The sequence below is a fragment of the Paenibacillus sp. FSL L8-0436 genome (assembly GCF_038593025.1).
Lineage (GTDB): Bacteria > Bacillota > Bacilli > Paenibacillales > Paenibacillaceae > Paenibacillus_AQ.
This window is the reverse complement of sequence record NZ_CP151955.1, coordinates 3,950,467-3,967,504: the sequence shown is the minus strand read 5'-3', so window position 1 is coordinate 3,967,504 and position 17,038 is coordinate 3,950,467. Positions and strand designations below refer to the sequence as shown.

Here is a 17,038-nt window from a genome sequence, read left to right as displayed (position 1 = left end):
CCTCCATACTGGCAAAATAAGCAGGACTTGCTGGTCAGCGCCTGTACCCTTGAATAGAAACATTCGGACTGCCGTTGGTCCACTCTGTCTGAGCGCCTGCTAAGCGCTCCAGCAATGTGGTCAGCGCAGATACTGCACCTGACAGCTTGAATTGCGGCTCAGGGGATGGGCCTCCTGCAGATGAAGGTCCCAGCACCGTTGGCATCAGCTTGGGCGCACAAGGATAAATAAACTGGCCTACGGTGGGTTCCTCCGGATCGGGGTCGACCATATACGAAGGATCTGTAAAACCCAGGGTTTTCTCAGCCGCCTTCAGCGGATTCATATCACTCCGGCAATAGCCGAACGAATAGAAGTTTCCATGGAGCGCCTGTCCCATTCGGTCAAAGGGAATAGCGCCCTGAATCGTTCCCGGCTCCGAGGTGGATGTCACACAATCCTTCACCGTCAACATCGGCCTGCCATTTATGTACACACCGTTCGGATCCTGCTTGTTCAGCACTTCCTCATGTGTGCCTCGCGTGCAATGCATATACGCCCCCGCCGTCACATATGTATCCTCGCTTCGCCACGGGGATTCCAGGAGCTTGTTAAGCGTGCTTTTCGTCAACAGGGTATCCATAATTCCCATTTCAAGTTTCTCCTCTCGTCAACCGGATAGGTCTGACACTTAAGCCATACAGACTTTTTCTAAGCAAGCTCTCAGCGATGTCTACACGTGCAACCAGCACACGACTCCGGTAATATGGAATTTGAAAAATTGCCGTTTCCTTTAATGCTTCTGTGTCTGCCCAAAGGGTGTGAATCCGTCCGTTTTCCGTCTCTGTGCGGTCAGGTGCAAGACAAGGGATTTCCGGAAAGTCCATCCATGCATAATAAAATTGCCCCTGCTGTTCCAGGTCCATGACGACCACACTTTTATAAGGAATGTCCGGGAACTGCTTAGATACAGTTGCCCGCAGCTCCTCGCTGACCAGTAATATCGGATGTTCGATCAGACTGCAGGCAGAGAGGAGATTGCCCGGCTTGGTATAGACGATTTCCTGCGGCCCGGCATACTCGTACCCTTTCAGCATACGTTCCGGGAATGCCAGATTCACTCCATTTGCCGGCAAGCGCCGGTCATGCTCCAGCAAGAAGTATTTCATGCTACTCATGCAGCGTTTCCCCCACCCAGATCATCGTGCCACGCTGTTCCTTGGTCAGTGTTACCGAAGCAGCATCCCGCTCCAGCATCCGGCTTCCCGTCAAGTCTGCGCCTGTGAAATCCGTCCCTTCCAGCTGCGCACCTGTGAAATCTCCGGCAATTCTCGCGCCCTGAAAGCTGGCAAACGTCAGATTGGCCTGTTGAAACAACACGCCATTCATGCCGAATACCAAGCCATGTGCTTCTGCCGCCATGTCCCGAATTCCCAGCACATGGTCGAACCTTGCAAAAGTCAGGTCACAATCGCGAAAGTCCGCATCCACCAGAAGACTCTTGCGAAAATCGGCCTGGTCGCACACACAGCGCTCGAAGCGGGTACCGAGCATTCGACTGCCCCCGAAATGACTTCCGGTCAGCGTCACCTCTTCAAACCTTGCATAACTCAGATCAACACCTTCGAAATGGCCGCGGGACAAGTTGACCTTGGCAATATGTTCATAGATGTATTCCTGATCCGACTTATTTTCCAGCCACCCTTTGCAAGTAATGGAGGAACGTTGCCTTTCATTGACGCGATACACAGATTCACTGATCTCAGGATCCCGAAATTGACGACACGCACTTCAAAAGTACTGTCTTTCTCCAGGCTTTGGAAAGAAACAAGCTGCCGGATGGTATCCATCGCATAACGAACAGCATGTACCATATAGATGTGGAACGGATACAGCTGCCTGGCCTTCCAGACTTCGAACGAATGGCGGTGAATACGGTTTATATAACGTCTGCGCTTTTCCTCACATGCTTGATCCCAAGCATCCGCGAATCTATAGATCCAGCCTGCATCATAATGAAAAGGTGTCAGCTGCACCTTGCTTTGCGTGTCCCTGTCGCTGGCCTCCAGCATATAGACGGGCTTCCCTTCGTTCAGGCTCGTCCGCAGCAGTGAGAGATGAAGGTAGGCGCATTTCATTAATTGCCCCTCTTGCTGCTGGAGTCGTACCTTCTCGCAGAACTGGTCAAACAGCGGGACGAGTTGGGCAATGATCTGTTTTTTATGCTGAACGTAATAGGTATGTAAGGATTTAATCTGCTCATTTCGCTGAGGCAGGACATCTTCTTCTATAAAATGGTTCCATATCTCCAGATCGTGCATCCCGTGCGCTCCTCTCCTCGGTGTGTTTTATTGATTCATCAGCACTTCGATACCTTTAATCACGACCTGCCCCTGATCCATTGTAAAGCCGCCGTTTCCGTCCTTGATGGACATTTCAATCTGGTTGGCAACCATCATAATGGATTCCGAGACCATTTCAATTTGTTTGCTGGCCTGCAGTGTAATCTTATTCTCACAATTCAGAATAATCGTGCCCGCACTCGTTAAAGTAAGAGTTGCGCCCCCGGTCGCACCGGTAATGACGATTTTATCTTCCTCGAACGTGATCTTCTGGCCGGTTGGCGTCAACAAGAACTTTGTGTTCGGATTGGCCATTAAATCTTCCTTTACATCCTTGTCGTAATGAATAACAGGCTGCAGCTGTTCTTGCTGGACTACGGTCGTCGCTACATTTTGGCTGTGTCTGCCTGCAGCAGCGGATGTACTGCCCGGCTTAGATGCGGGCGCCATTGCTTCTTCCGGCACCTTCTTCCTCACAGAACTGAGTGCAATGCCTTCTGCTTCCTTCGCATTGGGGAAATAGATCCGGACAGCGTCGCCTTTTTCCGGCATACAGTACCATCCCGTCTGATCGTCCGAGGCATACATCGTGGAATACGGAAAGGGGCTGGCGATCGCGAGGCTCCAGTCCTGATCGTAATCGAGCTGCACCTTGACCTCATCCCGGACCACTTCCATGACTTTTCCTGAGAGGGAAGAGCCTATCAGCTTGGAATTATACCTCATGCGCCGGTAAGCTGCCCGTTTCAGACAGAGGGTGTAGTGATGTGTAAGCAGACCCTGCTTCATTTCGGTCCGTACCTCGAACACGTGAAGCTGCTGGCCTTTGAAGGTGACCTGATCTCCAAGTTCAAGCACCTGATTGTTCAGCATCACTTCATAACAAATATAATCCCGTTCACTAAGCCCGCTCTCTCCGTTTCCTGCCTCTTTTTTGAAGGCTAATATATCCTTGTACATCCGGTAATGTGTAGCTTCGACCCTGCCAACGTCCCGATGATCTGGAATGCCCAAATACACGCGAACGCTGTCTTCCGTGGATACAGGAACCAGCACCGTGTGATAACGTGAGGCCAGCCGCTTCAGAAACTGCCAGTCTGTCTCCTGATATTGCAGGGTATACGCATCCAGTCTTTTATCTTCCTCAAACGTATTAAAGCTTTGCCCATTGGGGTAGTACCCGCTGATCTTCTGCATTAAATCGGGAATGAGCGTAGAATGGTTCTGGTAGGAACGCGTCTGCGGTTTGAGATCCATTGCGTGGGTATGAGAGATGGCTTCCGCTTCCAGCCAGTAGGCTTCCTTATCGACCTTGACACGGAGTTTGAGGATCGTGCCATGAAACAATCGCTTGCTATTTCCATTCTCGTCGGTATACAGAAGCTCTACCGGGGTATTCTCATCCGCCATCCGTACATAATGCTCTTCCCTATCTTCAGAGATCATGCCCGTAAACGTTAATTTGGCGTGGTCATTGATTTTCTTGACCAACGTCACATGATGCAGTCTCATCTCAAAAGGAAGTATATGCAAATGTTCATAGCTAACCGCTGACATTGCCATTGTGTCATCTCCTTCATGCAATTCCTTTAATTTACTATATATCGACTTTTTCCCATGGAATTTTAATATATCACCCTTAATTACTAAATTAAGTATGTGAAAGAATTTTTTATCAGCCATTACTGGGCTGTGAAAGGCGGCACCGACCGGAATTACAACTGCTCTGGCCCCCATTGTGAGTTTCCTTTCCCTGAACCGTTCCAGCTCCGCTTTTTTGCCGGAAACAACAGTCTGACCCTTGGAATTCAGATTCGAGACTACGACATGGCCACGGTAGGACGGCTGACTGCCTTCCTCTTCCAGCCTCCTATTTATTTGTTGCAAAATGAACCGCGTGTCATTAAAATAATAATGACACGCGGTTCATTTTGGAAAATTAGAGAGGTGGAGGGTAAATGTCTCCCCGATTGACGGATCACCGGAAAGAACAGCGAAGCCGGCAGATATTGGATGCTGCTAAAAGTGTATTTATTAGAAAAGGCTACGGCGCGGTCTCGCTGAAGGATATTATCGAGGAAGCAGGCATGAGCCGGGGCTGGATTTACCTCTATTATCAAACGAAGGAGGAAATTTTTGAAGCCTTGCTGGATCGTCAGGATCTTGAGTATGAACAGTATCTTGAATACTTGAAGGCTGCTTCATCATCCATGTGGCAAGTCATTATCACACTCTATACCCAGCAGCTTCATGATTTGGAGCAAATGGAGGGCGGTGGAATGATGTCTGCTTTTTACGAGTATTTTCTAGTCGGCTGGCGTGATTCTCCACGCAGAGAGCTGCTTGAAAGACGGTACGAAAGAGGCATCGAACGCTTTGCAGATTTGCTTCGGACGGGGGTAAGCCGCGGCGAATTTACTCCAGTCATGGATCTTAGTGAGATATCCAGGTTGGTCTCCTCCTTTCAGGAAGGTATCGTTACACATTCCATCACGGTTGGCACCAAGCAAGCGGATACCAGTATGCAATTCAATGCACTACTTCACTATCTGTACAGTCTGCTTCAACCGTCAGCCGGCCAAGCAATGGATTTCTTAGGTTTAAGGGAGGCGATTCAATGAAGTCACTTTTTCGCAATCCTGTATTCTGCAAGCTGTTTATTTCGGCTTTTGCTTCCCAACTGGGTACGGTGGTCGGCAACATGGCTTTTGCTTATTATCTGGTAGACCGGTTCAGCGAGCGCCCCTCACTGGCAACGACCGCAGAGTTGATGTATTCCTTGCCTACACTGGCAGTATTCTGGATCGTCGGTGTTGTGGCCGACCGGTTCGACCGAAAGCATATCGCCGCATACAGCGATTGGATCCGTGCCGGATTGACATTGCTGCTGCTGGTATTCGTGCATTACGATCTAATCGTGTTATGTTTTCTGGTCCTGTTTCTGCGCAGCTCGATCTCTAAATTTTTTGGTCCGGCTGAGATGGGGCTGCTGCAGGGAAGCATCGGTCATGACCAGTATGTTCAGGCATCGGGGTTGAACCAGATCGTTATGGGAATGTTCATGTTATTCGGGATGAGTCTGGGAGCGGCCGCTTATCATTTCATTGGAATTGAAGGCGCTATCATTGTCGACGGTGCCAGCTTTCTAACCTCGGGTCTGCTGCTGGCCTGGGGGGATTTTCCCGAGAATGCCCGGATGCCTAACGGCAAGAACCGTATTCGCGAGCTTCGCTTTTCGCACCTCATTACAGATTTCTGGCAGGGTCTTCGTTATATCGCTGGAAATCGGCTGCTGCTCGTACTTATCAGCGGATTTTTGTTCTTTGGGATCGTAAATGGTGTGTTTGCTGTGCTTCCGATTTTTGCAATGAAATATAAACTGAGTCCGGATAATTATGTCGTCTATTCCTCGATGATTACCGTTTTTCTTGGCATCGGCTTCCTGCTGGGCAGCATTTTCGGTCCTCGTCTCATTGCCCGCTTTACCCGGACTCCGGTGCTTATAACGGGGTTATTCACAGCCAGCCTGCTTATTGGGGGCCTCGGTTTTGCCGGTCGGGTCGAGGTATACTTAGTCATTATTCTGCTCGCAGGTATTGCAATTGCGCCAATCAATATCGTTCTTGGCAGCTGGATGCCCGAATTGGTTCCCGCCCGAAATATGGGCCGGGTTAATGCTTTGATTGATCCGGTCATGATGCTGGGCCACTCCATGGCTCTGGGCATTGTCGCCCTGGCCTTTCCCGCCTGGATTTCGGTGACTTGGCTGCACTATATACTCGCGCTATGTACAGTAGCCGTCAGCTTCTTCTACCTTTTTTCACTTCCCTCCCTTGTCCGTAAGCTTGAGGTACAATCGGCCGCAGAACGCGGGGCATCGCAAAGTGAAACGGCTTGAGCCGATTACATAACAGAGCAAGAGAGCGGCTATACATGCGCCTGCCCGGAATAAGCTTCTGCCAAATAAAAAGCACATAGCCGCGGCCCTGTGCTTTTATTACTCATTTCTATCCGTAAACTATTGAAGATGAAAATAATATTTATCGTGATTTTGAAAATGTAAGATGAGTAGTGCAGTTATGAATAGCCAGGAGGAATTTGAAATCCCTCTGTCAATGACTCGCATATTTCGGCAAAGTCAATGGTGATATGATCCTTGAAATGCCCACTGATGATCTGGATTCCACAAGGTAATTCATCGTTAGAGCGGTTCAGCGGCAAAATTGTGGCAGGCAGTCCAAAGACAGTCGCGAGGATATTCCAGATTAAATGCTCGTTATAACCAGTTGCTCGTCCATTCACTTCCAAAATCCTTCTAGTTACCGCCTGCTGCATGTGGGGAATTGCTAATACGGGACTGATGGGCAGCAGCAGAACATCATATTCCTGAAGTAAGGAAGTGATCACACGGTTATATTCCTGACGCAGGCGGTCCGTTTCCTCTTGTTCCCTCTCACTCTGATTCATTGCCCGGTAATAGTCCTCTAGCCCTTCAGGAAAAACCTTCGTCACCAAACGGGATGCCCGCAAGCCAAGGGAAGCCAGACTTGCAGTCAGGCGCTGCCTTGAATTGAATGAGGTGCCGACAAGCCGTCCAGAAAGCTGCATAGCCAGGTCGAACAACTTGTCCATCTGGATCTCAGGAGGCATTCCGTGGTGAACCTCCACCCCCTTCATCCTTGATAAACCTGCGGTAAAATCAGCATATCTGCGTGTAATACATTCGTCTATTTCATGCCCCGGAGCTTCAAACCAGGTCAGGACTTTAATCTTCGCTTGCTCCTTTAATGTGTTAGTGCGGAAATCAGGAGGGACAGGCACGTCTACCCAGGGATCATACAACACATCCATCATCAGCCGCAGATCCTTGGCGCTTCGGGCCAGCGGGCCAGCCGCCGACAAATCGGGTTCGCTTGGATCACCGGGAGGATTGCCGGGAACATGTCCTCTAAGCGACAGCATTCCAAGACTGCAGCGATGGGCATATACACCGGTATAATGCGCAGGAATCCGCAGGCAGCCGATCAGGTCGCTGCCGAATTCCACAGGCGTGCAATCAGACGCCAAAGCGGCCGCACTGCCGCCAGATGAACCCCCTGGCGTCAAGTTTGTGTTCCACGGGTTGTTGGTCGTGCCGTATAGATCATTATAGGTCTGCCAGTCTGCAGTCATCACCGGCACGTTGGTTTTCCCCATAATGATCGCTCCGGCCTGAATCAATCGTTGCACCGTGGCCGCATGTTCTGTAGCAATGTTATGTTTTAAATGCGGGGCTCCAGAGGTTGTAAGCATCCCGCTGACATTAAATGACTCCTTGACCGTAAGCGGCAGACCATGCAGTGGCCCGTACCTCCGGCCTTCTTTTCTGTCCCGGTCGGCCTGATCCGCCTGGGCGTAGGCAGTTTCCCGCTGCTGCTGTACCACGGCATTGAGCCCTTCATTCACAAGGTCCATCCGGCCATAATAGTAATCCAGCAGTTGCCTGGAATTCACCTCACCCTGTTCAAGCAGCCGGATCACATCGGAAGCGGTAAGATAAGTTAAATTCAAGTTTCTTCCTCCCTTGTATCCTTACTATTTGGCGCTGTCGAGCAGTTTCGCGAACTTGCCCGGACTCATAATCTCGTGAGTGATGAACGTACCCTTAAGAAACAGACTGAAGGTTGTCCAGACCGAAGGGGCGGCCTGTGCTTCCTCCCGGGTAGTCAGGAGATTAGCCGTAAACGGGATACCCCTCTCCTTCGCCACTGACCGCAAATCCTCCAAAACGCCAACGGCAAAAGGACATTGTGCTGTGTAATAAATACAAATCCCGTCGCCCGAGGCTGGCGCAGACTTCACGGAATGTGCAAAAGACGGACGCTCCCCCTCATCGTTCCATTTGAGTACTGCCAACTCGAAATAAGGATCTGCTTCATCAGTGATTTGAAATCCCATATGCTCAAAAAAACGTTTATCGCTCAAATAAGGCATTTTCTTCTTGCTGACAATATGCACAATGCCATCCATGTCCAAGGCTTGGGCATCTGCCTTGCACTTATCCAGAAGCTGTCTGGAATGACCATTGTCCTTGTGTCTTCCAGATACCCACAGGCAGTTTATGTACATATAGTTAGGGGCATTAAGCGGGATCCAAGCCTTCTCGGCAGGCAAATATTCAATAAAAACCTTCGCCCGGTCATTCAGCCGGTAAAAAACCAGCCCTTCCTCCATCCGTTCGCTTAGCCATTGCTTTTTGTCCCGGACCGCCTGCTCATATTGCTTCGCGCCCAGGGCGCAGCAGATATGTTCTTGTTCGATGTTTTCTTTGTTAATTTGCAAGTAGGTCATTGTGTCGATACCTCACTATTCTTTTTGAAATATCCGGGATAGCCAAACGGTTGTTTAGGACTATCCCGGTAGAATTTGTGCCTAGAACCCGTGCTGGATCGAAAAGAAAGCTCCCTGCGGGTCTTGCAAAGTGGAACATGTCCCGCCACCCGGCACAGGCATTGGTGAGATTACCACAGCAGCTCCCAAGGCTACCGCTTGCTGAGAGACCTTCTCGCATTCGGAAACCTTGAAATATAATCCCCAGCCGCTGCTCATGTTCGCCATGTCCTGGGGAATTGCCTTCATGCCGGCTACGTAGTCTGCTCCAACTTTGAACTGGAGATAGCGGCCTGACGGAGTAGGCACTTCTTCCATTGACCACCCCAGTAGTTCAGTATAAAAATGAGCGGCGGCGTTCAGATCTGTTGTATACAGCTCATGCCAGTCGATAGAGTACGGTTCGTGCTGAACGCCCGATCCCAGATGCTCTGCCGCTTCCCATAAGGCCACCATCGCTCCGGTAGGATCACGGAATGCACACATAGTGCCCTTGTCCGCTATGCGTCTTGGGGCAATGAGCATTTCCGCTCCCAGTGACTGGGCCCGTGCAGCCGAGAACTCCACGTCTTGAACTGCAATGTAGCAGCCCCAGAAAGAGGCCAGCTTGGGATCACCTAAGGAATACATGGCAGCCACATCTTGTTCGTCCGATTGGAATACCGTGTAGCTTCGCCCATCTTCCATAGTTGTCGTTTGTGTGCTCCAAGGAAATAATGCGGTATAAAATGCAGCGGATGCTGCCGGATCAGCGCTGCCCAGCTCGGCCCAGCAAAACGTACCTTCGTTATAAGGCTTCATAGGTCTTTGAACCGGAGCTGAATTTCGGTAACCTGTTTACGGTAATCCTTCAGATCCTCATGCACATATACTTCCCGTGACGGTGATGTAAGCTGGACTCCTGTATTTTTAGCATATAAGTCCATTTGCGCCCAGACGTCACCCAGCGTATCCGGCGTTCCCTGGTGAACCACCGACAGGAAATAACCGCCTTCCAGCGTTTTGGTAACTATCGGAATCTTCTGGCCCTTGTACTCTATAGACTCGCCCTCCACAGCCTTGCTGACCGGAATGCAAATCTCTGTGTCATGTCCTAGTTCATAATTCTGCTCATAATACAAACTCATGCCTTGACCATTGATTACATCCTTCACTTTGCTGTCAAGCAGGGTAAAGACCTTGGTGATTTCCTCGTATTGGCCGCGGTAACGGATGCTTGCAACCTGAATTGGGAAAACGTACTTTTTAACAACGGTGAATTCCGGCTTCAGATCCACTGCGGTTTTCGCCGGATTCCAGGCTGTTACAAGCCCAATCGCCTCCAGCGCCTCCAGTGGAACGAGGATGGCGGACTGGTGCTGTCTAGGGGCTGCATGAAGAGTAATAGTCTGCTCGTTGACCTTCATTTGCTTGCTGCCGATAACCAGTATTGCCGTCCGGGCAAATGTTGACAGGGTAAGCTTCTTTTCTTTGGCAGCCCATTGCAAATCTGCACCCAGTTCTTCGGAGACAGGCCGGATCGGTACGAGCCAGGTCTTGCCCTCCTGAACCGGTGCGGCCCCTGTAAAGGTAATCGGTGTTCCATTCCACGAGATCTTGACCGCTGGAGCGGCTGCCGATAAGGCAGTGCCACTCGGACAGGCCAGCAGCGCAATAAATAATAGCAGCATACATTTCTTCATGTTCTGTTCCCTCCTGAATTTAGGTTGTTTATCGGCCTTGCCGCTGTTTGCCGGCTAACTGGGCCAGGGAACTGCGCCGGGAATCCGCCCGTTCACGCTCCAGGGGCAAGCCATCCTGCGGCGGTGAATCTGCTGCATCTTCCAGCAGAAATTCACAGAGATCTTTAATCGTCGGATACCTGAATAGTTCGATCATGGTCAGCCTGCTTCCATAATCCTCCTGCAATTCCCGGAAGAGCGCAACCATACTGATCGAATCACCACCAAGATCGAAGAAGTTATCTTGCAGGCCAATATCCTGACGGTTCAGAACTTTGCGCCAGGCATCCGCAATCTGCTGCAGCAACAGAGCGGATCCAGAGGGGAGTTCGCCGGTCGTCATAGCGGCCGCTTCATCGGTTTCCGGGAGCTGCGGTGCCAGAAGCGCAAGCGCTTTGCGGTCTACTTTGCCATTGGCTGTCAGCGGGAAATTCTCCAGCTCCTGTATAGCGGACGGCACCATGTATGAAGGCAATTTCTCTTTTAAATAAGCGGTTAGGGCTTTGCCGATGTCCGGTTTGCTCTCCTTGGTAGTGGTTTTATTGGAAGAATAGAGGTTCATCTCTTCCACCTGTCCAGCCAGAGTCATCTGCTCAGGCGTAATCCCGCCTCCAAGCAGGCAATGCAGATATACATCGTTACTACGCAGCCGGAACATTGGGCGGATGTGATCGAAGCCCAGGGTACCCATTTGAATTAAGCCAATTCCGTGTTCAGGGCCTTTATCTTCCAGGAGCTGCGAGATGATCCCGGCTTCCATCATCGAATAGCCCAGGCCATCCTTCTGTCCATACATAGGGACGATTGCATCCATGCAGCCGATCAGGAAAATCTGGAAGGCCGAAGCTTCAAATACTTCACGGTTCCCCGGTGCATGAATGGCAGCATCCATCCGTGGATGTTCTTCGAGCAGTACAAGCTGATGCTCCTTGCGGTTGTAATAATACAGCCCGCCAGGCAGATCCTCTACCGCTCCAGGCTTCAGATGGAAGTAGACCTGGACTGGATACAGCCCGCCTGCAGAACCATATTGGAACTTGGGAAAAGGAAGACCATCGAACGTCCTTTGTGACAAAGCGGACGTAAATGCCCCGAATTGCTGCCGGGAAATCGGCTCCTTCACAAAGCTGCGGTAGCTGCGCCGCCGCAAGAATGGATCGTTGCCTTCCGCTGCATCACCCAGACTGTAGCTTTTACCGGATAGATTATTTCGCAATGCGGGTTCATTCAGCTTGAACAACATCCGGTCCACTGCCCCCGTAATCAATTCCTGCCCGGCCATCCCCGCGACACCGTAAGCTTGTTCACGGTCGACGGTCACATAGGCGGACAACCGTTTGCGTTCGCCTTCCCCTTGGCTGATTACGGTAGCCTCCTTGATATACGGATGGGATTTCAGGGCAGCTTCGATCTCGCCTAGCTCAATGCGATGCCCGCGTACCTTAATCTGCAGATCCTCCCGGCCCAAGAATTCTATATTTCCGTTCTCCGCATATCTCCCCAGATCGCCGGTGCGGTAGAGCCGCTGGCCGGTCAGAGGATGACGGATGAATCGTTCCAGGGTTCGCAGTTCATCCTGCCAGTAGCCCATAGCGAGGCCTTCCCCCCCAATATACAATTCCCCGCATACGCCAATAGGGCACTCCTCCATCCGTTCGTTCAGCACGTATACCCGTTGATTGGCGAGTGAACGTCCGTAAGGAATGCTGGTCCAGCCAGGCAACACCTCCTGAACCGGGTAAGCAATCGACCAGATGGCTGCTTCGGTGGCACCGCCTAACGAGACCACCTCAAGCCCTGGCTTCAACCGGCTGGTTGCTTGAGGCAAGCCCAGCGGTATCCAGTCACCGCTAAGCAGAGCCAGACGCAGCGAGCTGCAGACTGGCGAATTCGTATCTTTGACCAGTTCCGTAAGCATGCTGAGGAGTGCAGGAACTGTATTCCAGAGGGTTACGCCTGTCCGGTTCATCATCTCCAGCCAATGTGCAGGGTCCCGGAGATGATCCTTGTCTGGCAGAACGAGTGTGCCTCCTGCAGAGAGCATGCCGAAGATATCAAACACGGACAGGTCAAAGTTCAGCGCAGACAAGCCGAACATGACATCATTTGGTCCAACTTTATAAGTGTGAAGAATATCTTCAATGGTATTGAGAACAGAGCGGTGATTGACCATGACACCTTTGGGAACGCCCGTGCTCCCTGAAGTGAACATAATATATGCCAGGCGGTCCGCCGCCTCCGGGTCCTCTGCTCCGTATTTGCCGTCCGGCCTGCACTGTCCGTTAAGAACAACGGGCATAAGCAGCGGCCAATCTGAGTGATCCAAACCAGGCTGAATGACGGCATTTGCGACTTGTCCAAGCCGCAGAAGCTCAGCTATCCGGGCTTGAGGAAGCGAGGCATCCACGGGCAGATACGCGCAGCCAGCCTTGAGAATCCCAAGCACGGCAGCAATCTGCTCCCAGCCCTTGTGCATCACAACGGCCACCGGTTCGCCCGGACGGGTTCCATTTAGGATAAGCTGGCCGGCAACGTAATCGGCGTAGTCATTCAATTCGGAGTAACTAAGCTGTAGGCCGGAGGCGATAAGTGCCACTGCGGACGGTCGTTGCCGTACGTTTTTGTGGTAACGCTCCAGCAGTGATCCAGGTGACGGATTAGGCAGTAGTGGCCGGGTATGGAATGTTGCAACCTCATGAAGACGTTCGCGGTGCGGCATCCTGCGTGAAAGCTCCATACTCAGGGGCAGTGGTTCATCCCAGACTTGTGCTTCCTTAGCCAGCATGTCCAGCAGCTCGCAATATGCAGCAAACATCTCGTCCAGCATGCCGGCCGGGAACAGTTCATCTACAGAATCCCAATTGAAATGCAGTTCCCCATCCCGTTCCAGCACCTGGTGATCCAGCCACACCTGAGGAGTCTGCGAGACACTATAGCGATCCTCCTGCAAGGCCTGGGCGGGCTGGCCTTCGGTCGCAGCTTGTTCCGTCTGATTCAGAATGCTCGTGAAGATTACGGGTACAATCGCCTTCGATGGCTCTTTGTATTTGGCCAGCAGCTCCCTTGTCACCCGCACACCGCTGAAATAGCGGTGATCCATATCTTCAAGCAGCCTGCGCTGATGGCGCTGGGCCCGGCTGATGAAAGCACCCGGTTCGCGGTTGTCAATTTCCAGCAGAGTCAGGGAGGTGAAGTCCCCAATGACTTCGCCCACTTCGGGATGGATCGGCAGACGGTTGAATAAGGTCAAATTAAGGGCGAAATGTGCTTTGCGGCTCCATAACGTCAGCACCTCCGAAAAAGCAGAAAGTAAAGCCACCGTAGAGGTAATGCCATAACCTTCCGCTCTCTTTTTGAGCTGCTTCCAGTGTGGGGCGGAGATGACATGCTGCCGCCGTCTGAATTCCGGCTTCAGCACTTGGGACGGTTCCTTCACAAGTTCAAACTGCGGTCCCATTGGCAGGGAGTCCAGCCGGCCCTTCCAGTACGTCTCGGAGCGGCGGAATAATTCACTTTTTTCAATCTCTGCAGTAGCCAGCACATAATCGCGGAAGGACAAGGTCAGCGGCTCGAAGACATGTGCCGGATTCAGATAAAGTACAGAGAGCTCACGCAGCAGCAGCTCCAGGCTCCAGGCATCAGCGATTAGCAGATCGACGCTGATATGCAGCCGGACCCGGCCTTCAGGCAGCCGCGTCGCGCGGACATCAAACAACGGCCACTGGCAGCAATCCAGCACCTGGTGCGACATCTCTTCACGAATAGACCGCACATGGGCGCTTCGCTCCTCTTCCCCAAAAGCGGTGATGTCATAGGAACGGATTATATAGCTGGGAACTTGAGGAAGAATCTGCTGCTGCCCATCCGGAAGAATCACCGAGCGAAGCATGTCATGCCGCTCAATCAGCGCTTGGAACGCCTGCTGGAACGTGCTTAGATTAAGGTCAGCGACATCATTTTCAAAATACATATGGGTCGATACATTTCCAAGCTCTAAGCCCTCCGAACGGCCGATCCAGTAGGCCTTTTGCACATCGGTCAGTGGAAAGGGATCATACCGCTCCGCGAAGGCAATCTGCACCTCGGGAAGATCAGTATACGCACTGATGCCTTGCCCGGCTTGCTCCGCTGCCAATGCAGCCAGATCGTCCACAGTAGGATGATCGAAAAATTGCTGGAGCGTAATTTCTGTACAGAAGGTCTTGTTCATCACAAACAAAATTTGGGTCGCCAGCAGGGAATGCCCGCCCAGCTCGAAGAAGGTCTCCTGTCCATCCGCGATCTCGAGCCCAAGGCTCTGCTCCCAGATTTCTTTGACTTTCTGCTGATAATAGTTATTGTCTGCCGTTCTGTTTCCTTGGCGGCTTCCACTCTCAATATCTGCTGTGGAACGTCCGCTGGAAGGGCCAATCCAGAATACACCTCTTTCAAAAGGATAAGTTGGGAGCTCCAGCTTGCGTCTGCGTTCTCCTTCGTAATACAGCGCCCAATCCAGTTCAGCGCCTGCCAGCCATAATCGGGCGATTTCGCTTTGCAGCCAATATAGTCCGGGTGCTTGGCCTGCCGCTGTAATCTGCCCGTCGGATTGGCTGGGTTTGCCCAGGTTCAGGACATAGACCTGCTCCACCTGTTCAGGTGCATGACCGGAAGTATGATCCTTGTCTTCGCTGTAGATCTGATGTAAAGCATCCTCCAAGGCACATTCGCCCTTCAACACCAGTCTGACCCAGTCACCTAATCCTGTACCAACGATGGAAGAGGCTTGGATACCCCAGCCAAGGAACAGGCGGCCAAGCGCCAATTGCAGCGCAAACGACAACATTCTCCCGGTAGCGGAAGATGGTTCAGGTGTAAGGCCGGACCGAACATAATGTCGCAGGTCGAGTGGATATGCGCGGCGGATTTGGTCGGACAGCTCGCTAATCAACTGCTGAAATGACGTATTCGATTCGTATAAATCGCGAGCCTCTTCTGCAGAGAGCACACAGCTTTGGGAGAAGCTTAAACAAACTGCCAGCTTGCCCTCCGCTGCAGATCCCTGACGTGTAGTACCGGTTACACTCGCAGCCCTTAGCTGCTCCAGCAGATCGGTGCGCCCGCGAAAGACAATAGCTTTTGAAACGGCAAATACCGCCCGTCCTGTCTTAAGGGTATAGGCCATGTCGCTTAGATTAAGCTGCGGGTGTATTTCTATATGGGCCGCCATATTGGCGCACATCCGCTCCAGCGCACTTGCTGTCTTGGCCGACAGGACCAGAAGCTCGCAGCGGTTCTCTGCATCCCCTTCCGCCTGAACCGGTGCTTCTGTCAGCACCAAATGGGCATTGATTCCACCTAGTCCAAAGGAGCTGACTCCGGCATACCGCCCATGTTCCCCGGCATCCCAGTCAGCAAGCATATCATTTACGTAGAAGGGGCTGCTATGCTCCTCAAGCTTGGGATTCGGTGTCTCAAAATGAAGGCTTGCCGGAATTTTCCGGTGTTTGAGCGCCAAGGCTGTTTTGATCAGACCGGCTGCCCCAGAAGCCATCTCGACATGGCCGATGTTGGTTTTGGCCGAACCAATTGCACAAAAATGGTTGGAGCGCGCCGCTGCAAACGCTCTGCTTAGCGCCTCAAGCTCAATATCATCTCCAAGCGGCGTGCCGCTGCCGTGAGCTTCTACGTAGCTGATTGCATCCGGCTGGACTTGGGCGATGCTCATGGCTTCAGCAATGACCGCCGCCTGGCCATCTACACCGGGAGCAGCATAGCCGATCCGGTTAGCGCCGTCGCTGTTAATTGCCGAACCTTTGATTACGGCCTGGATCATATCTCCGTCCCGCAGTGCATCTTCAAGCCTTTTCAAGACGACGATTCCCAGGCCATTGCTGTATACAGTCCCAGTAGCCTCTGCGTCAAAAGCGTGAATCATCCCATCTGCTGCGGTCAGCCCCCCTTGGTGATGCAGATAACCCGGAACTTGCGGGAATTTGAGCGTCACGCCCCCTGCCAGTGCAAGGTCGCATTGTCCGCTGAGCAGACTTTCACAGGCCAGATGCGTTGCTACGAGAGAAGTCGAACAAGAAGTTTGTACGGCAACGACAGGTCCGCAAATATTTAGGCGATAGGCAATTTGGGCGGTCATATGGTCCTTGTCATTGGCGATCATAAGCTGCAAATCACTGACGGATTCGTTCCGGTCCCTGTCCGCAAGTAAGTGGTTAATCAGGTAAGTACTGGTGCTGACTCCCGCGAACAAACCAATCAGTCCGGGATAATTCAGCGGGTTATACCCGGCCTTCTCCAGTACCTCCCAGGCGCTCTCCATAAAAAGCCGATGCTGCGGATCGGTGATTTCGGCTTCCCTGCTGGTCAGCTTGAAGAAGGCAGCATCAAATTTCTCAGTGTCCTTCAATGAAGTATTCACCGGGATCAGACCTTCGGTCCCCAAGCGGTTCAGGGGTTCTATGCCTGGTCCTGCCGGTGCGGGGCTTAGCTGAAGCGCATCCGTCCCACTAGCTAGAAGCTCCCAATACTGCTCCACGGTATCCACCCCGGGGAACCGGCACACCATGCTGACGATGGCGATATCATTGCTTATATCCTGCTCCGACTGTTCCTTGGTCACTGTGTTTCCTCCCTTAT

The 17,038-nt window shown here is 51.9% G+C and carries 12 protein-coding genes; 2 read left to right on the top strand and 10 right to left on the bottom strand.

What is annotated here, in order from left to right:
• Positions 1-34: 34 nt before the first annotated feature.
• The 5 genes from NSS79_RS18000 to NSS79_RS17980 are packed head-to-tail and all read right to left on the bottom strand — an operon-like array spanning position 35 to position 3,884.
• Positions 35-631 carry a PAAR-like protein gene (locus NSS79_RS18000; RefSeq protein WP_342435555.1) on the bottom strand — a complete coding sequence of 199 codons (597 nt, stop codon included), beginning with the start codon at positions 629-631 and terminating at the stop codon, positions 35-37.
• 1 nt (position 632) lies between these two features.
• Entirely contained in the window at positions 633-1,157 is a 525-nt protein-coding gene (locus tag NSS79_RS17995; protein ID WP_342435554.1) for a hypothetical protein, read from the bottom strand.
• Positions 1,150-1,569: a pentapeptide repeat-containing protein gene (locus tag NSS79_RS17990; RefSeq protein ID WP_342435553.1), complete on the bottom strand. Its 420-nt coding sequence runs from the start codon at positions 1,567-1,569 to the stop codon at positions 1,150-1,152. The genes NSS79_RS17995 and NSS79_RS17990 overlap by 8 nt, the downstream gene beginning before the upstream one ends.
• A 20-nt stretch (positions 1,570-1,589) precedes the next feature.
• On the bottom strand, positions 1,590-2,300 hold the full coding sequence (locus tag NSS79_RS17985; RefSeq protein WP_342435552.1) for a hypothetical protein: 711 nt from the start codon (positions 2,298-2,300) through the stop codon (positions 1,590-1,592).
• A gap of 27 nt (positions 2,301-2,327) precedes the next feature.
• Positions 2,328-3,884 carry a contractile injection system protein, VgrG/Pvc8 family gene (locus NSS79_RS17980; protein ID WP_342435551.1) on the bottom strand — a complete coding sequence of 519 codons (1,557 nt, stop codon included), beginning with the start codon at positions 3,882-3,884 and terminating at the stop codon, positions 2,328-2,330.
• A gap of 395 nt (positions 3,885-4,279) precedes the next feature.
• On the opposite strand from NSS79_RS17980, the gene NSS79_RS17975 reads away from it, so the two are divergent.
• Both NSS79_RS17975 and NSS79_RS17970 read left to right on the top strand, forming a co-directional pair.
• A complete protein-coding gene (locus NSS79_RS17975) occupies positions 4,280-4,942 on the top strand; it encodes a TetR family transcriptional regulator (protein WP_342435550.1) in 663 nt (220 codons plus the stop codon).
• Positions 4,939-6,219, top strand: a complete 1,281-nt coding sequence (locus tag NSS79_RS17970; protein ID WP_342435549.1) for an MFS transporter — start codon at positions 4,939-4,941, stop codon at positions 6,217-6,219. Before NSS79_RS17975 ends, NSS79_RS17970 begins: the two co-directional genes overlap by 4 nt.
• A gap of 179 nt (positions 6,220-6,398) precedes the next feature.
• On the opposite strand, the gene NSS79_RS17965 is transcribed toward NSS79_RS17970, so the two are convergent.
• The 5 genes from NSS79_RS17965 to NSS79_RS17945 all read right to left on the bottom strand — a co-directional run bounded on the left by NSS79_RS17965 (position 6,399) and on the right by NSS79_RS17945 (position 17,021).
• The gene (locus NSS79_RS17965; RefSeq protein ID WP_342435548.1) at positions 6,399-7,871 is read right to left on the bottom strand and encodes an amidase family protein; all 1,473 of its coding nucleotides are present in this window, start codon (positions 7,869-7,871) and stop codon (positions 6,399-6,401) included.
• A gap of 24 nt (positions 7,872-7,895) precedes the next feature.
• Entirely contained in the window at positions 7,896-8,651 is a 756-nt protein-coding gene (locus NSS79_RS17960) for a YoaP domain-containing protein (RefSeq protein ID WP_342435547.1), read from the bottom strand.
• A gap of 81 nt (positions 8,652-8,732) precedes the next feature.
• Positions 8,733-9,491: a VOC family protein gene (locus NSS79_RS17955; protein WP_342435546.1), complete on the bottom strand. Its 759-nt coding sequence runs from the start codon at positions 9,489-9,491 to the stop codon at positions 8,733-8,735.
• On the bottom strand, positions 9,488-10,372 hold the full coding sequence (locus tag NSS79_RS17950) for a stalk domain-containing protein (protein WP_342435545.1): 885 nt from the start codon (positions 10,370-10,372) through the stop codon (positions 9,488-9,490). Before NSS79_RS17950 ends, NSS79_RS17955 begins: the two co-directional genes overlap by 4 nt.
• 28 nt (positions 10,373-10,400) lie before the next feature.
• Positions 10,401-17,021: an amino acid adenylation domain-containing protein gene (locus tag NSS79_RS17945; RefSeq protein WP_342435544.1), complete on the bottom strand. Its 6,621-nt coding sequence runs from the start codon at positions 17,019-17,021 to the stop codon at positions 10,401-10,403.
• Between the last annotated feature and the right edge of the window lie 17 nt (positions 17,022-17,038).